At 45.7% G+C, this 22672-nt stretch carries 19 protein-coding genes; 9 read left to right on the top strand and 10 right to left on the bottom strand.

All coding sequences use genetic code 11. The annotated features are described in order from the left end of the window. Positions 1–105 precede the first annotated feature (105 nt). Both GJV22_RS15630 and pgeF read right to left on the bottom strand, forming a co-directional pair. Positions 106–1362: an OmpP1/FadL family transporter gene (locus tag GJV22_RS15630; RefSeq protein ID WP_163715858.1), complete on the bottom strand. Its 1257-nt coding sequence runs from the start codon at positions 1360–1362 to the stop codon at positions 106–108. A gap of 94 nt (positions 1363–1456) precedes the next feature. Further along, a complete protein-coding gene (gene pgeF, locus GJV22_RS15625) occupies positions 1457–2227 on the bottom strand; it encodes a peptidoglycan editing factor PgeF (RefSeq protein ID WP_163715855.1) in 771 nt (256 codons plus the stop codon). A gap of 255 nt (positions 2228–2482) precedes the next feature. On the opposite strand from pgeF, the gene GJV22_RS15620 reads away from it, so the two are divergent. Both GJV22_RS15620 and GJV22_RS15615 read left to right on the top strand, forming a co-directional pair. Next, the gene (locus GJV22_RS15620) at positions 2483–3175 is read left to right on the top strand and encodes a basic secretory protein-like protein (RefSeq protein ID WP_163715852.1); all 693 of its coding nucleotides are present in this window, start codon (positions 2483–2485) and stop codon (positions 3173–3175) included. A gap of 53 nt (positions 3176–3228) precedes the next feature. Then, on the top strand, positions 3229–5574 hold the full coding sequence (locus GJV22_RS15615) for a GH92 family glycosyl hydrolase (RefSeq protein WP_163715849.1): 2346 nt from the start codon (positions 3229–3231) through the stop codon (positions 5572–5574). Positions 5575–5636: 62 nt separating this feature from the next. Here the strand turns inward: GJV22_RS15615 and GJV22_RS15610 are convergent, their stop codons facing one another. Next, positions 5637–6272 (bottom strand): Crp/Fnr family transcriptional regulator, encoded by a 636-nt coding sequence (locus GJV22_RS15610; protein WP_163715846.1) that lies wholly within the window; start codon positions 6270–6272, stop codon positions 5637–5639. 184 nt (positions 6273–6456) lie between these two features. On the opposite strand from GJV22_RS15610, the gene GJV22_RS15605 reads away from it, so the two are divergent. Both GJV22_RS15605 and hcp read left to right on the top strand, forming a co-directional pair. Further along, positions 6457–7347 (top strand): ATP-binding protein, encoded by an 891-nt coding sequence (locus tag GJV22_RS15605; RefSeq protein WP_163715844.1) that lies wholly within the window; start codon positions 6457–6459, stop codon positions 7345–7347. Positions 7348–7481: 134 nt separating this feature from the next. Then, positions 7482–9140 carry a hydroxylamine reductase gene (gene hcp, locus GJV22_RS15600; protein ID WP_163715839.1) on the top strand — a complete coding sequence of 553 codons (1659 nt, stop codon included), beginning with the start codon at positions 7482–7484 and terminating at the stop codon, positions 9138–9140. 152 nt (positions 9141–9292) lie between these two features. On the opposite strand, the gene GJV22_RS15595 is transcribed toward hcp, so the two are convergent. From GJV22_RS15595 to GJV22_RS15570, 7 genes are all read right to left on the bottom strand, one after another. Beyond that, the gene (locus tag GJV22_RS15595; protein WP_163715836.1) at positions 9293–10183 is read right to left on the bottom strand and encodes a DUF6629 family protein; all 891 of its coding nucleotides are present in this window, start codon (positions 10181–10183) and stop codon (positions 9293–9295) included. 169 nt (positions 10184–10352) lie between these two features. After that, positions 10353–11096, bottom strand: coding sequence for a hypothetical protein (locus GJV22_RS15590; protein WP_163715833.1), 744 nt, complete (start codon positions 11094–11096; stop codon positions 10353–10355). Between the two features lie 471 nt (positions 11097–11567). Further along, the gene (locus GJV22_RS15585) at positions 11568–11981 is read right to left on the bottom strand and encodes a hypothetical protein (RefSeq protein ID WP_163715830.1); all 414 of its coding nucleotides are present in this window, start codon (positions 11979–11981) and stop codon (positions 11568–11570) included. A gap of 531 nt (positions 11982–12512) precedes the next feature. Beyond that, positions 12513–12815: a hypothetical protein gene (locus GJV22_RS22190; RefSeq protein WP_205461905.1), complete on the bottom strand. Its 303-nt coding sequence runs from the start codon at positions 12813–12815 to the stop codon at positions 12513–12515. 174 nt (positions 12816–12989) lie between these two features. After that, positions 12990–13697 carry an aromatic aminobenezylarsenical efflux permease ArsG family transporter gene (locus tag GJV22_RS15580; RefSeq protein ID WP_163715827.1) on the bottom strand — a complete coding sequence of 236 codons (708 nt, stop codon included), beginning with the start codon at positions 13695–13697 and terminating at the stop codon, positions 12990–12992. Between the two features lie 185 nt (positions 13698–13882). Next, the gene (locus GJV22_RS15575) at positions 13883–14308 is read right to left on the bottom strand and encodes a nitrophenyl compound nitroreductase subunit ArsF family protein (protein WP_163715823.1); all 426 of its coding nucleotides are present in this window, start codon (positions 14306–14308) and stop codon (positions 13883–13885) included. Then, entirely contained in the window at positions 14305–14556 is a 252-nt protein-coding gene (locus GJV22_RS15570; protein WP_163715820.1) for a thioredoxin family protein, read from the bottom strand. The genes GJV22_RS15575 and GJV22_RS15570 overlap by 4 nt, the downstream gene beginning before the upstream one ends. Before the next feature lie 354 nt (positions 14557–14910). On the opposite strand from GJV22_RS15570, the gene GJV22_RS15565 reads away from it, so the two are divergent. Genes GJV22_RS15565 through GJV22_RS15545 form a run of 5 tightly spaced genes read left to right on the top strand, consistent with a single transcriptional unit; the run spans position 14911 to position 22606 of the window. Further along, positions 14911–17973, top strand: coding sequence for a glycosyltransferase family 117 protein (locus GJV22_RS15565; RefSeq protein WP_163715816.1), 3063 nt, complete (start codon positions 14911–14913; stop codon positions 17971–17973). After that, positions 17970–18611, top strand: coding sequence for a polysaccharide deacetylase family protein (locus GJV22_RS15560; protein WP_163715814.1), 642 nt, complete (start codon positions 17970–17972; stop codon positions 18609–18611). The genes GJV22_RS15565 and GJV22_RS15560 overlap by 4 nt, the downstream gene beginning before the upstream one ends. A 28-nt stretch (positions 18612–18639) precedes the next feature. Next, complete coding sequence (gene purD / locus GJV22_RS15555; RefSeq protein WP_238480346.1) at positions 18640–19911, top strand: phosphoribosylamine--glycine ligase; 1272 nt, start codon at positions 18640–18642, stop codon at positions 19909–19911. 45 nt (positions 19912–19956) lie between these two features. Further along, positions 19957–20940, top strand: a complete 984-nt coding sequence (locus GJV22_RS15550; RefSeq protein WP_163715811.1) for a DUF6427 family protein — start codon at positions 19957–19959, stop codon at positions 20938–20940. 4 nt (positions 20941–20944) lie between these two features. Next, a complete protein-coding gene (locus GJV22_RS15545) occupies positions 20945–22606 on the top strand; it encodes a carbamoyltransferase C-terminal domain-containing protein (protein ID WP_163715808.1) in 1662 nt (553 codons plus the stop codon). Positions 22607–22672 lie beyond the last annotated feature (66 nt).

The following is a 22672-nucleotide window of genomic DNA, read 5'->3' as shown; positions in this document are numbered from 1 at the left end:
GCCCGTATATTATGGTCGCAAAGGTAGGGATTCGCGGGAACAAAAAAAGGCCCTGCCGCACAGCAGAGCCTGATTTACTTTCACGAATATACCCTTCAAATACGCTTAGAATGAAAAACCAAATTCCACTTCAAGCTGATTCATTTCTAATTTGATCGTCTGTCCCGGATCCATAGGATTTGAACCGGTCACGTCGTTATTTAGTGCATAATTTATTGCCATATGAAACTGACTTCCCTTTTCTCCTAAATCTCTGGAGAATCCAAAAGCCAACTGATTGCTAATTACCCCGGGCGCTAAAATATTAAACATCACTTCCGATTTGGGAACAGGATTGTCACCCATGGAATAACCGGCACGGAAGATCCATTTTTCCAGTGCCGAACAAGAAACACCCAGTTTCACAATTGTTGCATCTTCCCATCCAAAACCAGCTCCTTCATTTGCTCCAAGTTGAGCGGTCATTAGATTAGGCATCATGCTATTCGCGATTGACTTGACATTTCCGTAGAAAATTTGCTTCACATCAGCCATCACCGAAACAGCATCTGTAATATCCCAGGCAAAACCAGCAGTCCAACTGGCAGGAATATCAAAATCCCCCTGCTCAGCAAATAAGCCGGCATATTCATCAAACTCACTCATCAATACCTTGCTTTGATACATGGCACCAATCGTGAACCCTTCAGCTAATTTTCCCATATAACCCACTTTAAAACCAAAACCTGTACTCCCGGCTTTACCGTTATTGGTCAGGTTTGCAGGATCAGATGAAAACATCGAGAATGCAGTCAGCCCTTTGGCTTCGAAATATTGGTAAGCCAATACGCCAGACAAACCTAAACTGTGATTTTCAGCGATTTTGAACGAATAAGTGACATCAGCGAACATTTGTGCCAGATTCACTCCTGTTGTTTCTGAAGTTGGGTCATAAAACACAGCTGAAGGATAGTCTGTATTCATCCCTCCATTTCCGAAAATAGCAACAGATAAACTCGATTGCTCGCCAATCATCCAATTGGCACCCAAAGAAGGCATCAGGAACAACTTACTGTCACTCTCGACAGTTCCGGGCATCAGTCCGAAAGTCCCATCCATTCCTGAAGGATTTCCAGCAACAGTAAATTTCCGGTTTGGGTTGAAGAAGTTTAAGGATCCCTGGTACTTTTTCCCCAGGAAAACAGCCCCTGCCGGGTTTCCGTTAATTAATGATCCTTGATAGTAAGCTATACCGGCGCCGGCCAGCCCTTTATTGATGGTTCCATATCCAACTCCAAAGTAGCCATCAGTTGCCTGCGCCCCAATCATTGCCAGGCAGAAACTTCCTGCCAAAACAATTTTTTTCCACGTTAAAATTCTCATAGGTTGATTAGTCAATTTTTTGAGGCGGAAAGTTAGCCAAGTTATATGGCTCTATCAATCTAAAAAGATTGATAGATATCAACATATGTTGAGATTAAAATAGAATGATTCCACATACCATACGCCCTGTTTCAGCACCTTCTCTTCGCGCGGAATAGAATTCATCCTTCTCTCCAAAGGAACAAAAGCCCATCACCTCAATCTGTTGCGAAGGAACCCCCATTTCGAGCAATAACGATTTATTGGCGTGCCACAAATCCAGGTAAGCTTTTCCGTTGTTTCCGGAAGCTGTTAACAACGCCTCATGATTTGAAAATTCATTTTTCACCTGTTGAATCACGTCTTCGCTAACTTCGTAGTTTGGAGCTGAAATGGACGGACCGATCCCGGCAAGCAGATTTTCAGCTTTCGACTGAAACTGATCCTGCATCATCTCCACGGTTTTGGCCACAATTTTACCGACTGTTCCACGCCAACCGGCATGAATGGCAGCCACAACCCGCTGTTTAGGATCGTATAGAAGAACAGGAACACAATCGGCTGTTTGCACGCAAATACACAAACCCGGGACATCTGTAATCAAAGCATCGGTATCGGGAATATCAGCCTCAGTTGTTGCTTCCCGTACCACGGCAACGTTGTTGCTGTGTGTTTGCCGGGGAAATACAAACTGCTTTTCCTGCAAGCCAAGGCTTTCCGCCAACTCACTTCGGTAATCGGCAAAAATAGTCGGCGAGTCCCCGGTAAACCGGCAATTCCCATCACCTCCCCAACCGGACTTACTCGAGCAGAAATTTAACAACCCTTCCTCGGGGAATTGGTCGAATTGGTAAAAATGTCGTTTCCCAGCTTGTAGTTTCTTCATTTTATCGAAGTTAAAAAATCGTTTCACACAAAAATACCGATTATAAAAGTGCGACTGCCGGTAAAAGTTCCAAATGTGCGAACTGTTTATGAGTAAAAACAAACCTCAAGGCGTATTGTAAAAGAGAATATAATTCCCCGGGGACGGCAATATTCGTTTCGAAAAACAAACCGCAACAGTAAAACCTTTTTAGTTTTACTGAACTCGGCCAATGGCGATCGTCCCGGTCTTTTTAACCGTTAAACAAACCCATCCATGAGCATAAAAACTGGATTCGTTCTGCTGTGTTTCTTAAGCCTTTCGCAACTTGTTGGTTCAGCTCAAACTGCCGACACAACCAGCAACAGCGTGACCATTCAACATTCCGGGTACACGCTGGTTTTCATCAACCAGGAACCTTCTTTCAACCCTGAACTTGCTGAAATACTTCAGGAAACTTTCTTCGAGGTGTATCCTCCGATGTGCAAAAAGTTCAACCCGAAATCGGCCCGTACGGTTACCTTTGTTATCGATCCAAAATATGATGGTGTTGCTGCCACCTCAGAGGCCCGGGTGGTCTACAATCCACGTTGGTTCGCCCAGCATCCCGGCGACATTGATGTGGTCACCCACGAAGTGATGCACATTGTTCAAGCCTACGGAAATACCAACGGCCCGTGGTGGATCACGGAAGGAATTGCAGATTACGTGCGCTTCAAATTTGGGCTTGACAATGCCGGGGCCAACTGGTCGCTTCCGAAAGTTACCGAAAAACAAAACTTTGATAATTCGTACCGGGTAACTGCCCGGTTCTTTGCGTGGATCGTCAAAAACAAAAACCGGAGGTTTATCGAAAAGATGGATAAAATCATGCGCAGTCACCAATATACTGCCGATATTTGGGTGAAGTTAACCGGAAAAAATCCATCCGAACTGTGGAAGGAATACACCGCAAATCCTGAAATTTAAATTTGAAACACCATCAACCGGGTTGCCTGAACTTGATGATTAAACAATACAGAATGAGAAAACCCTTATTACTTGTAGCTGCAATTATTGGAAGTTTTGCAATGCTGAAGGCACAGCCTTCGGATGATCTTTGTGACTATGTGGACCCCTTTATTGGTACGCAGGAAATGGGGCATACCTTCCCAGGCGCGACCGTTCCATTCGGCATGGTTCAGCTGAGTCCCGAAACGGATACGATTCCCTACAGCGCCGACGGTCACTACAATGGTGAAGTGTACCGCTATTGCGCGGGTTACCAATATACCGACCCGACCATTGTTGGCTTTGCACACACGCATTTCAGCGGAACAGGGCACTCCGATCTGGGTGATTTTCTGATTATGCCGACTACCGGGAAATTACAAATCAATCCCGGAACAGCCGAACATCCGGAAACCGGTTACCGCTCCCGATTCAGCCACGAAAACGAGTCTGCAACCCCGGGATACTACAAAGTTTTACTCGAAGACTACGACATCACAGCCGAGTTGACCACGACCACCCATACCGGATTGCACCAATACTCATTCCCGAAAACCGACACCGGACATATCATTCTCGATATGAATTACAACATCTACAACTACCCGGGCAAAGTCATCTGGGCGTCAGTTCGGGTTGAAAATGATACGCTTGTAACCGGCTACCGGATCACGCGCGGATGGGCCCGGAACCGCTACCTTTATTTTGCCATGAGCTTTTCGAAACCGATAAAAGAATACGGGATGAAAAGTGATGAAAAACTGCTTTACAAAGGTTTTTGGCGCAAGTTCGACGAGACCAAAAACTTCCCGCAAATGGAAGCGCGCGACATGGTCAACTACTTTGATTTTGATGTGACCGACGGAGAACCGGTGAAAATCAAATTTGCGCTTTCAGCTGTAAGTACCGAAGGCGCCTTGAATAATTTGCAGACCGAAATCCCGGACTGGGATTTTGAAAAAACGAAAGCCGAAGCTCATCTGGCTTGGGAAACAGAACTGGAGAAAATTCAGATCAAGGCCGATCATGATAAGATGGTGGCTTTTTACACCTCCATCTACCACGCCTTCATCAACCCGATTACTTACAACGATGTGGATGGCAAATACCGCGGGCTGGACGGCAATATTTACCAGGCGGACGGCTTTACCGACTACACGGTGTTCTCGCTTTGGGATACATACAGGGCGCTGCATCCGCTTTTTACGGTTCTTCAACCTAAACGTGCCAACGACATGGTGGTGTCCATGATCAAACATTACGAGCAAAGTGTACATCATCTGCTACCGGTTTGGTCACATTTCAATAACGAAAACTGGTGCATGATTGGCTACCATGCCGTGCCTGTCATTGTCGATGCTTATATGAAAGGAATCCGGGACTACGATATCGACAAAGCTTTCGAAGCCGTGATCAAATCGTCGACGCACAAAAGTTACGACGGCATTGGAGAGTATATGCAATACGGCTATGTGCCCTTTGACAAAGTGAACAACTCGGCATCGCTGACACTTGAGTATGCGTACGACGACTGGACCATTGCCAAATTTGCACAGTCGCTCGGCAAAACAGACGAGTCTTCAACCTACCTTAGACGTGCCCAGTCCTATAAAAAATTGTTCGATCCGGAAGTAGGCTTTATCCGTGCAAAGAATGCCGATGGCAGCTGGAAAGAAAACTTTAATGCCTTGCAAACAACCGGTGAAGGTTACATTGAAGGCAATGCCTGGAACTACTCATTTTACGAGCCGCAGGATGTGGCCGGCTATATTCGTCTTCTGGGTAGCGAAAAGAAATTCATTTCACGCCTGGACTCGCTTTTTGAAATGCACTTGCCTGATGAGTTTTTTGAAGAATCGGAAGATATTGACCGGGTTGGCATTATTGGTGGTTATGTGCAGGGCAACGAACCCAGCCATCATGTTCCTTACCTGTATGCCTGGACCAGCGTCCCCTGGAAAAGCGCAGAGAAGATTCACCATATTATCAACACCAAATACAATCCGGCACCCAATGGTTTATGCGGCAACGACGACTGCGGACAGATGTCGGCCTGGTATATATTCAGCAGCATGGGCTTCTACCCTGTTTGCCCCGGAACGAATGAATATGTGATTGGAAGTCCTTGTGTAAATGAAGCTGTGATTGAAGTTGGCGATAGCAAAACATTCACCGTTACAGCCAATAAACTGAGCGAAAAGAACATCTATATTCAATCGGTAACGCTGAACGGTAAGTCCTATGACAAAACCTTCATCACTCACGAGGATTTGATGAAAGGCGGTGAGCTGGTTTTCAATATGGCAGCAAAACCCAATAAAAAATGGGGAATTGCAAAAGACAGCAAACCGTATTCGATTTCGACGAACGAAAATTGATTTTAAATGCGTCAGTGCAAATATTTACTGAAAACTGAGACTGATCACTGAACACTCGGCAATCATCCCTTCAGCAGGTCATTCATCTTTTGCTTGTCCAAAATGCGGATGGTGCGGCGTTGCGTTTGGACCAGTCCTTCAGCAACCAGTTCTCCCATGGCACGGGCCAAAGCCGGACGGGTTACACCAAAGAACTCGGCCAATTGTGCCTGCGAGAGCGGCAATTCAACGACAGCCAAACGGTCACCCGCTAGCTCCAGCAGGTAATGGGCAATCTTCTGGCGAATGGTTTTAAACGACAAAAACTTAATACGAGACGACAGAAACTGGGCCCTCGACGAAATGGAGTTCAGGTAATTCGTCAAAATGCGCTGGTCTTTTTGCAAAATTTTCAGGAATTCAGGACGCGAAATACACAGCAGGCTCACGGCCTCATTGGCAATCACATTCACCGGAAACCGGTTATTCTTTCCAAACAAAAAAGCAGCAGCCAGAGGGCGGGGGGCTTCAATGTCTTCAATTTTAATGGTTTTCCCGGTATAATCGGCCATCTCGCCTTTCACACTTCCTGAAAGTACCAACATCAATTCTGTACAAGAATCTCCGGCATATACCACTTGTTCATTTTTATCGAAACGACGGACCTGAAAATGAATTCCGTCCATGATTTTTTCCAATTGAACAGCGTTGAGCCCCATAAAAACCGGGGATTTGATAAGTAATTCGAAATTTAGCATAGAAAAGTTCCGGTTTGTAACATTTGGTACACTTTTGCTAACAGCAACAGCCTATTTTTGTTCTGTAATTCAATCGCAAGGAACGAAGAATTAGTGACGAAGAAAAGATTGATTGCACATTGAGTAACCTGAAAAACAAAACAAGATGATACGCGAAATTATTAAAATAGACGAAGATTTGTGCAACGGATGTGGCGACTGTGTACCAAACTGCCACGAAGGAGCACTTCAAATTATAGATGGAAAAGCCCGGTTGGTTAGCGAGCTGATGTGTGACGGGCTGGGAGCCTGCCTGGGCCATTGCCCGCAAGGAGCTTTGGAAATTGAAAAGCGTGAAGCGGATGAATACGACGAGACGATCGTCATTCAGCAAATGATTCCCAAAGGTGCCAACACGGTGATTGCTCACCTGAAACACCTGAAGGATCACAACGAAACAGGTTTTCTGAAAGAGGCTGTCGGCTACCTGAAAGCCAACGAAGATCACATTGAGTTGGATGTTCCGACAATTATCAGTGCGGTGCACAACAGCAAGCCCGAAGCTGCGGCAACAAGCGGAGGATGCGGCGGCGGATGTCCCGGATCGGCTCCGGTGAGTTTCGAGAAACCGGCATTTATGATGGCACCCCAAGCGGCTCCTTCTGCAGGTGGACAAAGCCAGTTGCAACAATGGCCGGTACAGATGCACCTGATCAACCCGGCTGCGGGTTACTTCCAGGGAAGCGACCTGCTGATTGCTGCCGACTGTACTGCTTTTGCACACGGCGATTTCCACGGATCATTCATCAAAGGCAAGAAACTAGTCATCGCCTGTCCGAAGCTGGACGAAGGAAAATCGATTTACCTCGAAAAAATTATACGACTCATCGACGAGTCGAAAGTCAATACCATCACGGTCGCCATTATGGAAGTCCCTTGCTGCGGCGGACTCAGTCACCTGGTTCAAATGGCCACCGAACGAGCTAAACGCAAGGTTCCGGTGAAAGAAATCGTGATCGGTATTCGCGGAGATATTTTGTCTGAAGAGTGGATTTAACCTAAGATAAGTCGGGGAGCGCGGCCCCGACTTTATCACTTCAATCATTCATTTTATTGAATCTCTAAAAGCCTTCAAAAGGGAGGCCTGGAATTCTATTGTCAAAAAAATCATAAAATATAAAATCGAATCAAATGGAAAACATGTTTTGTTATCAGTGTCAGGAAGCGGCCAAAGGAATCGGCTGTACGATCAAAGGAGTTTGCGGAAAAACCAGTGATGTAGCGAATTTACAGGATACCCTCCTGTTCGTTCTAAAAGGCGTTTCAATTTTGAACGGCCAGCTAAAAACGGTTGGTCAGGCTGACAAGAAAGCCAACAAAGTGGTATTCGACGGTTTGTTCAGCACCATTACCAATGCGAACTTCGATCACACAGCCTTCGTTATTCGCATCAAAAAAACCTTGAAATTCCGTGACGAACTGAAAGGTAAAGTAGCGGCTGCAGGACTGCTGATCGGCGACCATGATTCATTGCACTGGACCGCCTCAACCGGCGACGAATTTGAAGCGAAAGCCGAAGAAGTAGGTGTATTGAGTGAAGCAAACGAAGATGTTCGTTCTTTAAAAGAATTGATCATTTATGGTTTGAAAGGCCTGGCTGCTTATGCCGAACATGCTTATAACCTGAAACACGAAAAACAAGAGATTTTCGACTTTATGATGGAAGCCCTGGCGAAAACAACACAAGATTTGTCGGTTGACGAATTGGTTGGCCTGACGCTGGAAACCGGTAAATTCGGTGTGGATGTGATGGCCCTGCTGGATGCTGCCAATACCAGCGCATACGGAAATCCGGAAGTGAGCAAAGTAAACATCGGTGTTCGGAACAAGCCAGCTATCCTGATTTCAGGACACGACCTGCGCGACATGGATGACCTGCTGAAACAAACTGAAGGCACCGGCGTGGATGTGTACACCCACAGCGAAATGTTGCCGGCCAACTACTACCCTGAATTCAAGAAATACGAACACCTGGTTGGTAACTACGGAAACGCCTGGTGGAAACAAAAAGAAGAGTTCGAATCCTTCAACGGACCGATCCTGTTCACCACCAACTGTATTGTTCCACCACTCGAAAAAGCATCTTACAAAGACCGAATTTACACAACAGGAGCCAGCGGATTAACCGGCGCCATCCACATTCCGGATCGCAAAGAAGGTGAAATGAAAGACTTCTCGCTAGTTATTGAGCATGCAAAAAAATGTGCCGCTCCTACTCAAATCGAAGAGGGTGAAATCGTTGGTGGATTTGCACACAACCAGGTTTTTGCATTGGCCGAGCCGATTGTTGAAGCCGTGAAAACCGGTGCGATCCGCAAGTTCTTTGTGATGGCTGGTTGCGATGGCCGCATGATGAGCCGCGACTACTATGAAGAGTTTGCACAAAAACTACCGCAAGACACTGTGATCCTGACTGCAGGATGTGCCAAATATCGTTACAACAAATTGCCTTTGGGCGACATCAACGGGATTCCTCGCGTGATCGACGCCGGACAGTGCAACGACTCGTATTCACTGGCAGTGGTCGCACTGAAATTAAAAGAGATTTTTGAACTGGAAGATGTAAACGACCTGCCAATCGCCTACAACATTGCCTGGTACGAGCAAAAAGCGGTGATTGTGTTGTTGGCCCTGCTTTCTCTGGGAGTGAAAAACATTCACCTCGGACCAACATTGCCGGCATTCCTGTCGCCAAACGTAGCCAGCGTACTGGTTGAAAACTTCGGCATTGCCGGTATTACATCAGTCGATGAAGATATGAAGTTGTTCCTGGAACCATCAGAAGCATAATTTTTAGATTATTGGGAAGATTGGGATTTTTTAGTGTAAGAATGATGGGGCATCCGCTTGGGTGCCCTTTCTGCTTTTGTTTGTTCCAAAACAAAGCCCGGCTAGTAAATCCACGATAACGGATTTAAGCAGTTTTCTCACCGGAATAGCGGTCAAAATTGGATTTTACCCAACTTAAATTTTTCCTTTGACGAATGGAGAATCCAGTACACCACCCCACTGATTAACGCTGCAAAAAAACACCACACCGAGGTGAGATACTGCCTGAAAAACAGGATAGTCACCGTACACGACAGAAGCATCAAAATCCCCAGCCACTTGGTTTTTCGAACTTCGGATACAAAAAGCGGGACGATGGTTACAATCAGGTACAAACAAAACGCCGGCAGAGCCAATGAAGTGGGGAAATCATTATTGTATTGAACATGAAAATAAACGATCCGGGGCGATACATAATACGATAGCAAACAAAAGGCATAATAGCCGGACAACAGCATTCCTGCAAATAACAATCCACGTAAAATCTTTTTCCGTTTTTCATTTTTCTCCATCAGGAACACCGAGAGCGGAATTAAAGACGGCCAAATGACTTCGGCCATAATCAGAAAAAAGTAAGTACTGAATATCCGTATTGTTTCAGATCCACCGGAGAGCAGGCTCAGCCACAAGACACCCTCCGCGATTTGCTGGACCCCAAAAAATAACGGAATCCCTGCAAAGACGAGCTGTGCCGGATGATGCACTTTTTTTACCGTGGCAAAACCAATCGCCGTGATGATGGCACCACTGGCAAAACTGGCTTCAGGTGAGAAACACATGTACTTGCCCTTTCTATTGCTGTAAAATTCATACTCGTGAATCCTTAAAAAATAGAAGGTACGATATAATTCACGGTTAACGCAGATAAGCGCAGATAATATTTGCTTTTGTGGGGCGCCATAGCAACTACTACGAAGCGTATTTATTCGTTTTTCAGCTCCGCCCAACATCGCCACATTCCTGTCGCCAAACTTGGCTAGCGCACTGGTAGAGAACTTCCCCATTACCGGGATCACAATCAATCGATGAAGATCTAAAACTGTTTTGGAGGACGCTGTTGCCTGGTTAACGATCTAAAGGGAGATTGGGATTTTAACAGAAAAGGGCACCCTTGCAACAGGTGCCCTTTTTTCTATTATTCGCTGACGTGGAAAGCCGGTTGAATCAATCGACTTACTCAACCACACGCGTTCTTACTTTGGTAATATTTTCAACGATGTCTTTTACGAGTGGATGCTTGTAAATTTCATCAGCGCTAAGCTCAATCAGCTGATCCTTCTTTGCTTTCAATTGCTCGTAGTCGACAACGAGCTTCTGAAGATCTTTGTGATCAACCACATTCGACGAGTAACCGATCATCAGTTTCGACAATTCATCCAAATTATCCCCCTGTTTCGCCATAAATAATAACAATTCGCGATTTAAGTTTTTGGCCGCTTCGTAATCGGAACCGCTCCGGCTGTTTTTCTCCACCAACTCAGCTACGACATACAGTTTCTCAATATAATTTCCCATGATGATGAAATCGTGGAACTCCTTTATATCTTTTCCCGACATTTCCTTTTCTCCGTTTTCCAGCATATTATCGAACATCTGCATGAGCGAATCAACCGTTGCATCGCTGTCCGCATAGCGCTCGATAATTAAATCGGGGAATTCCTCGGCTAATCCTTCTTTATCTGCCAACTCCATTAAAGCACCATAACTGGGGTTGCCAACAGCATAACCTTCTGTACCAACGGTGTAGGCTAAATCAGTCATGTAAACCCCCATATTGGCAGCAATCTTATGATCTCCTTCATAAGCTTTAGCCTTCAGCGGCTCATTCAAAATCTCCGGATAATAAGTAACATCATGCATTTCAAAGAAACTCTGAATAGTTGATAAATTCCAGAGTGTTGGAAGAAGATCTTCCATCTCAATGTTAACACTTTCCTCTTGTGCCTGGACCGAACCAGCCACCATAAGACAGACGACAACCTATAAAATAAATCCTGTTTTCATAATTCGAATCTTTTTAGGTGATTTTCAATAAAAGATACTGGAAATGAGGAAGAATAGCAATACACCCATCTACTATTTTGATAAACAATGAGCAGGCAATGATTTCGTTCGTGTGAATTATGCTAACAGATGATCACAACCAGTTAAATCGTATTACATCCAAGCTATTCTAAGCCTCAGAGGCTCCTTGAACACTCTATCCGCTGAAAACCCAACTTCTCCGCTAAAGACTAAGCTTGAAATTTTAGCTAAACGAGAAGGGCACCCCCTTCAGAGGTGCCCTTCTCATCAATTTGTCAAATTGCAGATCCACGACAGCGTAGTAAACTGCTGCACCAAATATCGATCATTGAGCGAATTCGGATTGTGTTAATTGCAGTCGTCTTATAGTTTGCTTAAATCTCCTGATTCTGATTTTTCCCAGAGTACTCCTTCAACGTAAAAGATTGCACTTGACGAGAAATACATACCGTCTTTGGTCGTATATCCACTGCCCGAAATGCTGTAAGTTATCCCTTCATAAGTCACTTCCTGCGTAGGAATTGTAAAACTGCTATTGACCAAAATGGCGCGAATTGCCGCCCCGTAGTAGTCATTAAAAATAATCTCATTGTCGGTTGCACCGGCAGTCACTTTAATCGTGGCACAACGACTTCCGTCAATTGTATATTCGCCGTGAATTAAGAGAGAAGCAATTTTCCCTTGAAACTTGCCTGTCATGCCTGGATCCGAATCTTCGACTTCACAGCTGGCAAACAGGAATACAGAAACGATAGCAAGTAAAAATAATTTTTTCATGGTAAATGGAATTTGGGGTTTAAACTATTGTAGTAAGCCTCTCAGTTTTCTTGACTGAAGTATTACCGAATTGCGTTAAGCCAAAATTCCTCCTTATTTGGAGTTCAATCAAGTGGTGATTATACTGAAATTGAACAAATACTCACTAAGGAGCTAATATCCAGCAGCCTAAGAAACATGACATAATATACAATAAGAATCTATGGGTAAATTCCCGCATACGACAAGCTCATTTTTTTGATAAATTGTCAGAAAACCGGCAAACCGTGATTGTTTTGGGAGATATTACCCATCTGAAAGGATCACAGACCCGCGCTTTCGAAATGCTTTCGTTGCTGGACCTGCTCTAACTTGCGTGAAAAATATTTAGCTCCAACCTACGCTGCCAGCGTGCCTCGTGACAAACCAAGGCAGAGTCGTGTCTGAGAACTTTGTCCTGGCCGGTATCACCAACCCGGAGAAGGAGTTGTTTTTGGAGGATACTCTTGCCAGCTTAGTGACTTAAGGGAAAGATTAGAATTTTAGAAAAAATCAGGACATGCTCCCAGCCCCTTTTTTTATTTTCCCAAAAAGGCTGCCCCGGCGCCAGAGCAATCGACTCGTGAAACCAGAAAAACTGCTGATGGGCGGCTCCCCTTTGGCTCGGAAATCTAAAAAACTGCTTCGGGGAAACCCAACCTGACCGATGAAATCAAAAAAATTGCCGATGGGCGCCTTTCCCAAGCCGGTTGAGTCAAAAATTTGGCTTGGGGCAGCACGAAAAGTGCCGATTGGAATCGAGAAATTGCTCAGGGACGGGATAACGCTCGTCATGAACTGTGGGAAATTGCTCATGGAGCGGTCAATGTTAGTCGTTAAGCGAGTCACTTTCCGCAGGGGACGCTCATTTTTCACAGGGGATGGCTCAAATCGCGCAGGGGACGGTCAACGATGCTCGGGGGACCAGATAAACTCGTCAGGGACGGGTCAAACCTGCTCCGGGGCCGCGTCATCCGGGAATTTCAGGTTTCACAAAAACACCAGTACCCGCCCCAATTGGTAAATCCCAATCCCGATAAATACAACAGCGACCACCCGCCGCAACCAGATCTCGCTTTGCCGGATCCGCACAAACCAACGGTTGACCGCCTGGAAAGCAAAGGCGATAAGCACAGCAAACAGAATGACGCTGATGCCTGTCCCAACCGCAAAAGCCACAGGTAAAAGCAGGCCCGCCGAGGATTGAATGGTCATCGGCAAAAGCAGGCCAAAGTACATCACTCCGCTGTAAGAGCAAAAGGCCAGCGCAAAAACCAACCCCAGCAAAAAGTGCGACCAGAAGCTGCTGGGACTGGCATGCTCCAATTTCGTTTTCAAGCCGGAAAACGCCGGAAAGGGAATCGGCAGCCAGTCGAGCATCACCACACCCACCACGATCAGCAGCGGCCCGATCAGCATTTCGCCATAATGGGTTAAAAAAGCTGTCAGGTTCAACGCTTCGGCTCCAAAGTAAAAAGGCAGGGCAACCAGGAAGTAGCTAACGGCACGACCGAGCGTGTAGACCAATCCACCGAGGAAAACCCGGCCTCGGCTCTGCGCTTCTTTACCAATAAACGCAACCACTGAGATGTTGGTGGTCAGCGTACAGGGGCCAAGCGAAGTAATCACCCCCAGCAAAAAAGCCGACCACAACGGGAAGGCAGATTGATCGAGTAAGTTGGTCAAGTATTGTTGCATTGGTTTCACTAACGCTTAAATCGGCCTTGTCTAATTTTTCATAAAGGCCTAGTCTTACAGCTAACAAATTTGCTAAAAATTTCGTGTTTCTTAAGAGACAAAAAAGCAGGTGGGGTTTGGGGCAACGCCCCGGCGATTAACTCGCAGCAACTCATCTACAGACTCTGAAACGAATTCAAGAAAAACTAATCCTCCGAATTGACAGCCTCCAAACTCTCAACCAACAAATGCCGCAGCTTACCGGGATTGGGAAGTGCGTACAAGAATGCCTCATTGGTGAGGTTAATCACTGTGTCGGGTTTCAGAATCAGCAGCGATTTAAAGACCACATCGAACTGCAGGGCAAAATCGGCGGTTTCCTTATCATTCAGGTTCAACTGCCGGAAAACCAACTTCCCAGATTTAAGCTCCTCTGCAAATTTGGAATCCAGTTCATCCTGAACAATGTCCTCAACCGCTTCGCAGGTTTCACAAATAAAGTTGGTACGGAAATAATAAACGGCAGTTTGCCCGGCTTCGGGCATTTTCGGCTCGCTGGCTACGAAAGCCGGTTTCCGCTGGCAAGCGCTCAAAGCAACGGTCAGCAACAATATTGCGAGGAAATTCTTCATGGGTTCTCGTCCAGGTATTTTTGCAGAAACAACTTCAAATCGGTATAGGTCGGCAATTGCCCGGTCATGACCACTTGTTCATCAATCACCAAACCGGGTGTTTGCAGAATTCCGTAGCGCATAATCTCCGCCAGATCTTCGACTTTGGTCACGAGGGCATCCAGCTGCATTTCGGCAACCGCCTTGCGTACCCGCGAGTCCAACCCGCGACAACGCACACACCCCGGTCCTAAAACTTTAATCTCCATTCTCATCCATTTGCAGCCCTAAAAATAGTCATTCATACCGGTATTTCGATTTTAAGCTGAAGATTTAAACCTGTTTAAGGAGCTGTTAAAATGCCTTAATTTGGAGATCGAATTGGCGACAGTTGAAAGAATGTACTATCTTCGCAAACATAAAAATTGAAATTGGCCAAACTACGTGCGTCTCACAAGCACCCATGCACTAGGAATCAAAAACTTAGCATGCGGTTTTCGCTCCAAAATCCGGAGATTTCAGACAGCATCCGCTAGCTTTGGCTTTCAGTTTTAAACGTGCTTATCAAACGACTTAAAAATATTGAATCAGGTCAGCGACCTTAAAATGAAATTATTGAGCAAATGAAGAACTACAAAATGCTGAATAATATCACCGGTTGGGTGGTATTTGTCGTAGCTGCCATTACCTATTTGCTAACCATTGAACCAACAGCGAGTTTCTGGGATTGCGGCGAGTTTATCACTACCTCATTTAAATTAGAAGTTGGCCACCCGCCGGGTGCACCATTCTTCATGATTCTGGGACGTTTCTTCACCCTGTTTGGCGATGCCAGTCAAGCCGGAAAGCTGATGAACTCCTGGTCGGCAGTTGCCAGTGCATTGACTATTTTATTCCTCTTCTGGTCCATTACCCACCTGGCAAAAAAAATGCTGAAGTTCGACAATGAACCCAGCCTGGGGCAAACAATCGCTATTTTAGGTAGTGGTGTCGTTGGCGCTTTAGCTTACACCTTTTCTGATACCTTTTGGTTCTCGGCTGTTGAAGCTGAAGTTTACGCGACCTCGTCGTTGTTTACCGCCATTGTATTCTGGGCGATATTGAAGTGGGAGAACGAAGCTGATGAACCTTATGCCAACCGATGGATTATCTTCATCGCCTACATGATTGGCCTGTCAATCGGGGTTCACCTGCTGAACCTGCTGGCTATCCCGGCCATTGTATTTGTTTATTATTTCCGGAAATATAAAACCACCCGCAACGGAATTATTATCAGTTTCGTGCTTTCGATCGTATTGCTCGGTGTGCTGATGTATGGTATTATCCCCGGCGTAATTACTGTGGCGTCCTGGTTCGAGCTGGCCTTCACCAATGGGTTCGGGTTACCATTCAACACCGGCGCCATCATTTATGCCATCCTGTTAATTGGCCTGTTGATTTTCGGAATTTATTATACCTACATCAAGAAGAAAGCTTTATTCAACACCATCCTGGTTTCCATTACCGTAATCCTGATTGGTTATTCATCATTCGCGATGATTGTTATTCGTTCGTCGGCCAATACGCCTATGGATCAAAACAGCCCGGACAACGTTTTCGCCCTGCTGGGTTACCTGAACCGCGAACAATACGGCGATCGTCCGTTGGTATTTGGTCAGTATTACACCACGCCACTCGATAGCCGCGAACCTTATTCAAAAGGTAAACCCTATTACATTCAAAAAGATGGTAAATATGTGGTGGCCGATGTCCGCCAGACGCCGAATTACGATTCAAGCCTGACCACTTTTTTCCCGAGGATGTACAGCAAACAACCCGACCATATTGAAGATTATAAGGCATGGGCTGGCATTAAGGGAAAACCGGTGACAATAACCGGCGACGATGGACAAGCTAAAACCATCATGCAACCGACTTTTGGTGAAAACCTCACCTTCTTTTTGCGCTACCAGGTTGTTCACATGTATTTCCGTTATTTCATGTGGAACTTTGTTGGTCGCCAAAATGACATTCAGGGGCAAGGAGATATTCTGAACGGAAACTGGATCAGCGGGATCAACTTTATCGATTCGGCCCGCCTTGGAGATCAAAAAACATTGCCCGATAAATACAAAAACAATAAAGCGAGAAACACCTATTATTTCCTGCCCTTACTGCTGGGATTGATTGGCGCATTCTTTCATTATAAACGGCACCAAAAAGATTTTTGGGTGGTGATGCTCCTGTTCATTATGACTGGATTAGCCATCGTTATTTACCTGAACCAATCGCCGCATCAGCCTCGTGAACGGGACTACGCATATGCCGGTTCGTTCTATGCCTTTGCCATCTGGGTTGGGCTGGGCGTGCTGGCCTTATACGAGTGGCTCAGCAAAAAACTGCCGGATACTGTTGTTGCCGGAGGCGTTTCCCTCATCACACTGCTTTGTGTGCCGATATTGATGGCCGCCCAGAACTGGGACGACCACGATCGGTCGGACCGCTACACCTGCCGCGATTTTGGTGCCAACTACCTGAATAGTTGCGCCCCCAATGCCGTTATTTTCACCAATGGTGATAACGATACATTCCCGCTTTGGTACAACCAGGAAGTTGAAGGCGTTCGCACCGACATGCGTGTTTGTAACCTCAGCTACCTGCAAACCGACTGGTATGTGGACCAAATGACGCGCAAAGCTTACGAATCGGAACCGCTACCAATCAAATTTACCCACGATCAGTATGTTCAGGGAACCCGCGATGTGGTTTACCTGATGAATGATCCTCGCATTAAAGGCCCGGTTGAATTGTCGAAAGCCATGGACTTTGTTCGCGACAGCGATCCGAGAACCAAATTGGCCCAAGCAGATAATGCCGCTTACATTCCAACGAAAAAATTATTTATCAAAGTTGATAAAGAAGCAGTCATTCGCAATAAAGTTGTTCCGCCGGAACTCTACGATCAGATTGTTGACACCATCTTCATCGATTTGAGTGGCAAAAACTACATCGTGAAAGATGAGTTGATGGTACTTGACATGCTGGCCAACTCCAACTGGGAACGTCCGCTGTATTTTGCCATCACTGTTGGCCGCGATAAATACATGGGCTTGCAGGATTACTTCCAGCTCGAAGGTTTTGCCTACCGTTTCACGCCTGTAAAAACGCCGTCAAACGGCATGTACATCGGAACGATCAACACCAATACGATGTATGAGAACATGATGGAAACGTTTAAATGGGGAAATATGAACAACCCGAATGTTTATATTGACGAGAACAACCAGCGCATGATGATCAACATCCGGAATAATTTCAACCGCCTGGCCGAAAGCCTGATTAAGGAGAACAAGAATGATTCGGCCATCCAGGTATTAGATAAAGAGCTCGAATTGATTCCAAACACGGTTGTTCCGTACAATTATTTTTCGCAGCAAACAGCAGACAATTATTTTGCAGCCGGAGCAATCGAAAAAGGGCAGGCACTGATCCGCAATATTTTTGAATCGTATAAGCAAGAAATGGATTATTACCTGGATCTGGACAGCGACAAGCAACTGTCGGTTGATGAAGAGATGCAGCGGATCCTGTACTTCCTGCGCGACATGGGAATGATCTCGTCCAAGTACAACCAGGATGATTTAGCAAAGGAAATAACGGATCAGTTCAATAATTATTTAGGACAATACAGCAGCCAGCGTCAATGATATTCGTTCATCCCCGGATCCGCTTGCCCTACCTGCTAACCCGTTTATTTCCGGGAGCAGTATTCAGGGTTCCAACCAAACAAAAGGAAGTTTTCCTGACGTTTGACGACGGGCCGGTTCCGGAAGTTACGCCATGGGTGCTCGAGCTGCTAAAAAAGGAAAAGCTGAAAGCCTGTTTCTTTTGTGTGGGGGAAAATGTACAGCGCTATCCCGGATTGTTTCAACGGGTGCAGGATGAAGGTCATTTGGTGGGTAACCACACCTTCAACCATATGCAGGGGCTGAAAACGGACGACAGCACGTATTACGAAAATATTGAAAAAGCAGCCGGCTACATTCCCGGAAAGCTTTTTCGGCCACCCCACGGCTTGCTGCGCATTCGGCAGTTTAAAAAACTGAAAGCAGCATACCGGTTCATCATGTGGGACATCATCAGCTGTGATTTTGACACGCGGAAGAATCCCGAACAGGTGAGCCAAAATGTACTGAAAAACGCCCGCCCGGGATCGGTCATCATCTTTCACGATTCGATTAAGGCGGAAAAAAATATGAAGCATGCTTTGCCGGTTGTCATTCACGAACTCCGGGAAAGAGGTTTCAGCTTTGGCGATCCCAAGGCACTGTTAGGGAAAAACTAAATTGAAATAGTAAAAAAACGAAGATATCATGTTGAATATTCTTGTTGTAGGTTCAGGCGGTAGAGAACACGCGATGAGCTGGAAGATCAAACAATCTGAAAAAGTAAACCAATTGTTTATTGCACCGGGAAATGCCGGAACTGCTGAGCTGGGTGAAAACATACCGGTTGGCGTTAGCGACTTCGAAGGGCTTAAAAAAGTCATTCTTGAAAAGAAAATTGACTTGGTCGTAATTGGGCCGGAAGTTCCTTTGGTTGAAGGATTGCACGATTTCATGCTGGCTGATGCCGAACTGAAAAACGTTAAAGTTGTTGGCCCGCAACAAGAAGGCGCAAAGCTCGAGGGTAGTAAAGACTACGCCAAAGCGTTCATGCAACGCCACGATATTCCAACAGCCAAATACCTGACGGTGACCACCGGTAATTTGCCGGAAGGCATTGCCTTTTTGGAAACGATGAAAGCGCCTTACGTACTGAAAGCTGACGGTTTAGCTGCCGGAAAAGGCGTGTTGATTATTGCCGATTTAGCCGAAGCACAAGCCTCGCTCAAAGAAATGCTCGACGGCCAATTCGGCGCTGCCAGCAGCAAAGTGGTGATCGAAGAATTTCTGGCGGGTATTGAGCTTTCCGTTTTCGCCATTACCGATGGAAAAGACTACCAAATTCTGCCTGAAGCAAAAGACTACAAACGAATTGGCGAAGGCGATACAGGACTGAATACCGGCGGTATGGGAGCTATCAGCCCCGTTCCGTTTGCCGATCAGGCATTCATGGAAAAAATTGAAACACGTATTGTGAAGCCAACTGTTGAAGGTTTGAAAAAAGATCATATCCCCTACAACGGATTCATCTTCTTCGGACTGATCAGTGTTGACGGCGAACCAATGGTGATTGAATACAACGTCCGCATGGGCGACCCCGAAACCGAAGCAGTGATGCTGCGCATTAAATCAGACTTTGTTGATTTGCTGCTGGCGGCTGCCGAGGGAACCATGGGACAGCAACAAATTGAAATTGACGAACGAGCCGCTGCTGCGGTAATGTTGGTTTCGGGCGGATATCCCGGCGACTATACCAAAGGAATCCCAATGAGTGGATTTACCGATACGGTGAACAGCATCCTCTTTCACGCCGGAACCAAGCAAAAAGGCGACGAAGTTGTGACTGACGGTGGACGCGTCATTGCCATCAGCTCCTATGGAAAAGACATGAACGAAGCGTTGGCTCAGTCGTACGCTAACGCTGAAAAAATTAACTTCGAAGGAAAATACTACCGGAAAGATTTAGGGTTCGATTTATAAGAACCCACTTTCCCGCTCCGGTGGAAGCGCATTGAACACAACAGCATGATATTACGGTATATTAAAAGTAACCAGGCCTATCATTTCTTTACGATCCCGCTGGTCGTATTGATCTTGTGGTTTCGTGCTTATTTACAACCGGAAAGCTTCCCCTTTTTTGAAGGTGAAAACCAAATGCTGTTTTTTCGTCCGTTTGCACAACTGGCCCAGCAATCACCTCTGGCAGGGAATCTGCTGACAATCGCCCTGACGCTGGCATTGGCATTTATCATCCTGCGGCTCAACACGGCCTACTCGTTTATCCGAATCAGGACTTTTTTGCCTTCCAATATTTTTATTCTAATTGTCAGCGGGTTGGTTACCATGCACAGCCTTCATCCTGTTTATTTTGGAGCACTGTTTTTACTGCTTGCGATCAACCGGATTTTTGGTGCTTACGAGAATAAAAAAGCCAACTCAAATGCCTTTGATTCGGGCTTTTTCATCGGGCTGGGATCGCTCTTCTATTTCCACCTGATTTTCTTCTTCCCGATTGTCTGGATCGGTTTTATCTTAATTCGTAAAAATCCGGAATGGCGGAATTTTGTACTCCCGTTGATCGGTATTTGCATTCCGTGGTTATACGGTTTTTCCTATTATTTCATGACTGACACACTTCCGGAATTAGGGCACACAATCCAACAGAATTTTCTGACATCGAATCAATTTCTGCAAGGCAATATCAACTTCCAGGTTTATTTGGGTTTGTTAGTCTTTTTAACGCTTTTGGGTAGTTTTTTCCTGCTTGCACAGATCGATGAGAAAAAAGTTAGTTCCCGAAAATATTTCCAAATCTTCTTTTTGATTTTTCTTTTCGCAGGAATCATACTGCTGCTTGTACCGGCTGTCTCCCAGGAAATACTGGTCATTATGGCCATTCCGCTTACATTTTTGTTTTCAAACTACCTCATTTTTATGCGCATGCAATTCTGGGGAAATTTATTCGTTTATATCTTGATTGCCATGGTTATTTACATGCAGTTTGTATAGACGAATGGATGAAATAAAACCCACATTAGCAGTTTACGGAATTCAGGATCGGGACGAGTACGAACACCCTTTTTACGTTCACGATCACAATTTATGCATCATGCAAGATGGACAGGTGCGTGATTTCCTGCAATTGGAACGCATTAGCCGGCATAAGCGGGACAATAAACTGTACCTGAAGCTAACTGATTTGATAAAGGAGAAAAAGCTGCTGAGCGAGGATTTCGACCTTATCTTTGTCGATAATGTCGTTGGCCGGTCATTCATCAACAAACAAGGAAATGTCCGTTTTGAAGCGCCTTTAAACCGTATTTTAACGGCCGGTAAGGAAGAAGGTAATTGCTGGTGGTACGGCCGGCAAAAAGCGGCCTGGGTGCTCAATCACGAACTGGCCCATATTTTTACCTGCCTGCCTTTCTTTGGCAATTTTAAACCCAACAGCCTGCTCGTCCATTTCGATGGTGGTGCCAGCCAAAGTAACTTTTCCGCCTGGCAAGTTAAAAACAACCGGTTATCCAAAATATCAGCGCACTGGGACTACAAGTACCTCACATCCATTTTTAACGCCAATGCATTGGTATTCTCCGTCATCGGGGCAAAACCAAGCGAGCAAAACAGTGTCCCCGGAAAATTCATGGGGCTGGCCGGACACGGCAGTTATCGTTACGAACTGGAAACCTGGTTGCGTGAACATGCCTTTTTTGAAACAATTTGGGGGAAGAAGTCCCACTTTTTCCGGCAGGTAAAGAAAGACTGGAATATTGACCTACGATCCTACGACCAGCGTCATCCTTTTGTTCAGGATTGCATGGCCACGCTCCACGAACTATTTGTCCGGGAAACGGTCTTGATTTTCAAACGTCTTCAAGCGGAGACACTCACCAAAAACCTGTACTACAGCGGCGGCTGTGCACTGAATATTGTCGCCAACACCCGCATCATTAATGCAAATATTTTTGACCAGGTATTTATCCCCCCCTGCTGCGAAGACTCTGGCTTAGCGCTGGGGGCGGCTGCTTTTTTGGAATGGCAAAAACACGGCCGGTTAAAGTCACACAGCCCCTATTTAAACAATTGGCGACTCGACGAAGAAGATTGTCTGGTCGATACGGATCCCAAAGACATTAACAAAGCAGCTCAGGCCCTGGCGGAGAATAAAATTGTAGGCCTTTGCAATGGCTTTGGAGAAGCAGGTCCGCGCGCTTTGGGAAATCGGAGCTTATTACTGATTGCCAACAATAAACTACTGGCTCAACGACTGAGCATGAAATGCAAAGAACGGGAATGGTATCGCCCTCTGGCACCGGTCATGCTCGAAAAAAATGCCCGTTATTTCACCGGGTTGAAAACAATTCACCCGCTAAGCCAATACATGCTGCTCGATTTTAAGATTCTCGATGACAAGCAAACAGAACTTAGCGGCGCTGTCCACTGCAAGGGATCGGCACGAATTCAGACGTTATTCAATCGGGATCAAAATCCATACCTCTGGGATCTGCTAACCGTGCTGGACGAGAAATACGACATCAAAGCACTGATCAACACCTCATTCAATAAGAAAGGGGACCCGATTGTTCACACAGAATCTGATGCTTTAAAAGCCGCCAACAAGATGGGAATTCCCGGAATCGTGTTGAATGGAAAATTCCGTAATTTACCGTATTGATTTATAATTTGATTTAAGACATATTTGTCGTAAATTAAAGCTTCTTTTAAGCTGGCTCCTTGTTCT

It is taken from the genome of Mangrovibacterium lignilyticum (genome assembly GCF_010882175.1).
Classification (GTDB): Bacteria; Bacteroidota; Bacteroidia; order Bacteroidales; family Prolixibacteraceae; genus Mangrovibacterium; species Mangrovibacterium lignilyticum.
Note: the sequence above shows the minus strand (reverse complement) of the source record. Positions and strands in the feature narration are given on the sequence as shown.

Excerpts from the sequence above, each read along its gene's own strand:
- GJV22_RS22190 (WP_205461905.1), bottom strand. The coding sequence starts at position 12,815 with ATGAGCAATTTCCCACAGTTCATGACGAGCGTTATCCCGTCCCTGAGC.
- GJV22_RS15615 (WP_163715849.1), top strand. The coding sequence starts at position 3,229 with ATGAGAAAACCCTTATTACTTGTAGCTGCAATTATTGGAAGTTTTGCA.
- GJV22_RS15560 (WP_163715814.1), top strand. The coding sequence starts at position 17,970 with ATGATATTCGTTCATCCCCGGATCCGCTTGCCCTACCTGCTAACCCGT.
- GJV22_RS15620 (WP_163715852.1), top strand. The coding sequence starts at position 2,483 with ATGAGCATAAAAACTGGATTCGTTCTGCTGTGTTTCTTAAGCCTTTCG.
- GJV22_RS15550 (WP_163715811.1), top strand. The coding sequence starts at position 19,957 with ATGATATTACGGTATATTAAAAGTAACCAGGCCTATCATTTCTTTACG.
- GJV22_RS15610 (WP_163715846.1), bottom strand. The coding sequence starts at position 6,272 with ATGGGGCTCAACGCTGTTCAATTGGAAAAAATCATGGACGGAATTCAT.
- pgeF (WP_163715855.1), bottom strand. The coding sequence starts at position 2,227 with ATGAAGAAACTACAAGCTGGGAAACGACATTTTTACCAATTCGACCAA.
- GJV22_RS15605 (WP_163715844.1), top strand. The coding sequence starts at position 6,457 with ATGATACGCGAAATTATTAAAATAGACGAAGATTTGTGCAACGGATGT.
- GJV22_RS15580 (WP_163715827.1), bottom strand. The coding sequence starts at position 13,697 with ATGCAACAATACTTGACCAACTTACTCGATCAATCTGCCTTCCCGTTG.
- GJV22_RS15565 (WP_163715816.1), top strand. The coding sequence starts at position 14,911 with ATGAAGAACTACAAAATGCTGAATAATATCACCGGTTGGGTGGTATTT.
- GJV22_RS15575 (WP_163715823.1), bottom strand. The coding sequence starts at position 14,308 with ATGAAGAATTTCCTCGCAATATTGTTGCTGACCGTTGCTTTGAGCGCT.
- GJV22_RS15570 (WP_163715820.1), bottom strand. The coding sequence starts at position 14,556 with ATGGAGATTAAAGTTTTAGGACCGGGGTGTGTGCGTTGTCGCGGGTTG.
- hcp (WP_163715839.1), top strand. The coding sequence starts at position 7,482 with ATGGAAAACATGTTTTGTTATCAGTGTCAGGAAGCGGCCAAAGGAATC.
- GJV22_RS15545 (WP_163715808.1), top strand. The coding sequence starts at position 20,945 with ATGGATGAAATAAAACCCACATTAGCAGTTTACGGAATTCAGGATCGG.
- GJV22_RS15590 (WP_163715833.1), bottom strand. The coding sequence starts at position 11,096 with ATGGAAGATCTTCTTCCAACACTCTGGAATTTATCAACTATTCAGAGT.
- purD (WP_238480346.1), top strand. The coding sequence starts at position 18,640 with ATGTTGAATATTCTTGTTGTAGGTTCAGGCGGTAGAGAACACGCGATG.
- GJV22_RS15630 (WP_163715858.1), bottom strand. The coding sequence starts at position 1,362 with ATGAGAATTTTAACGTGGAAAAAAATTGTTTTGGCAGGAAGTTTCTGC.
- GJV22_RS15595 (WP_163715836.1), bottom strand. The coding sequence starts at position 10,183 with ATGGGGAAGTTCTCTACCAGTGCGCTAGCCAAGTTTGGCGACAGGAAT.
- GJV22_RS15585 (WP_163715830.1), bottom strand. The coding sequence starts at position 11,981 with ATGAAAAAATTATTTTTACTTGCTATCGTTTCTGTATTCCTGTTTGCC.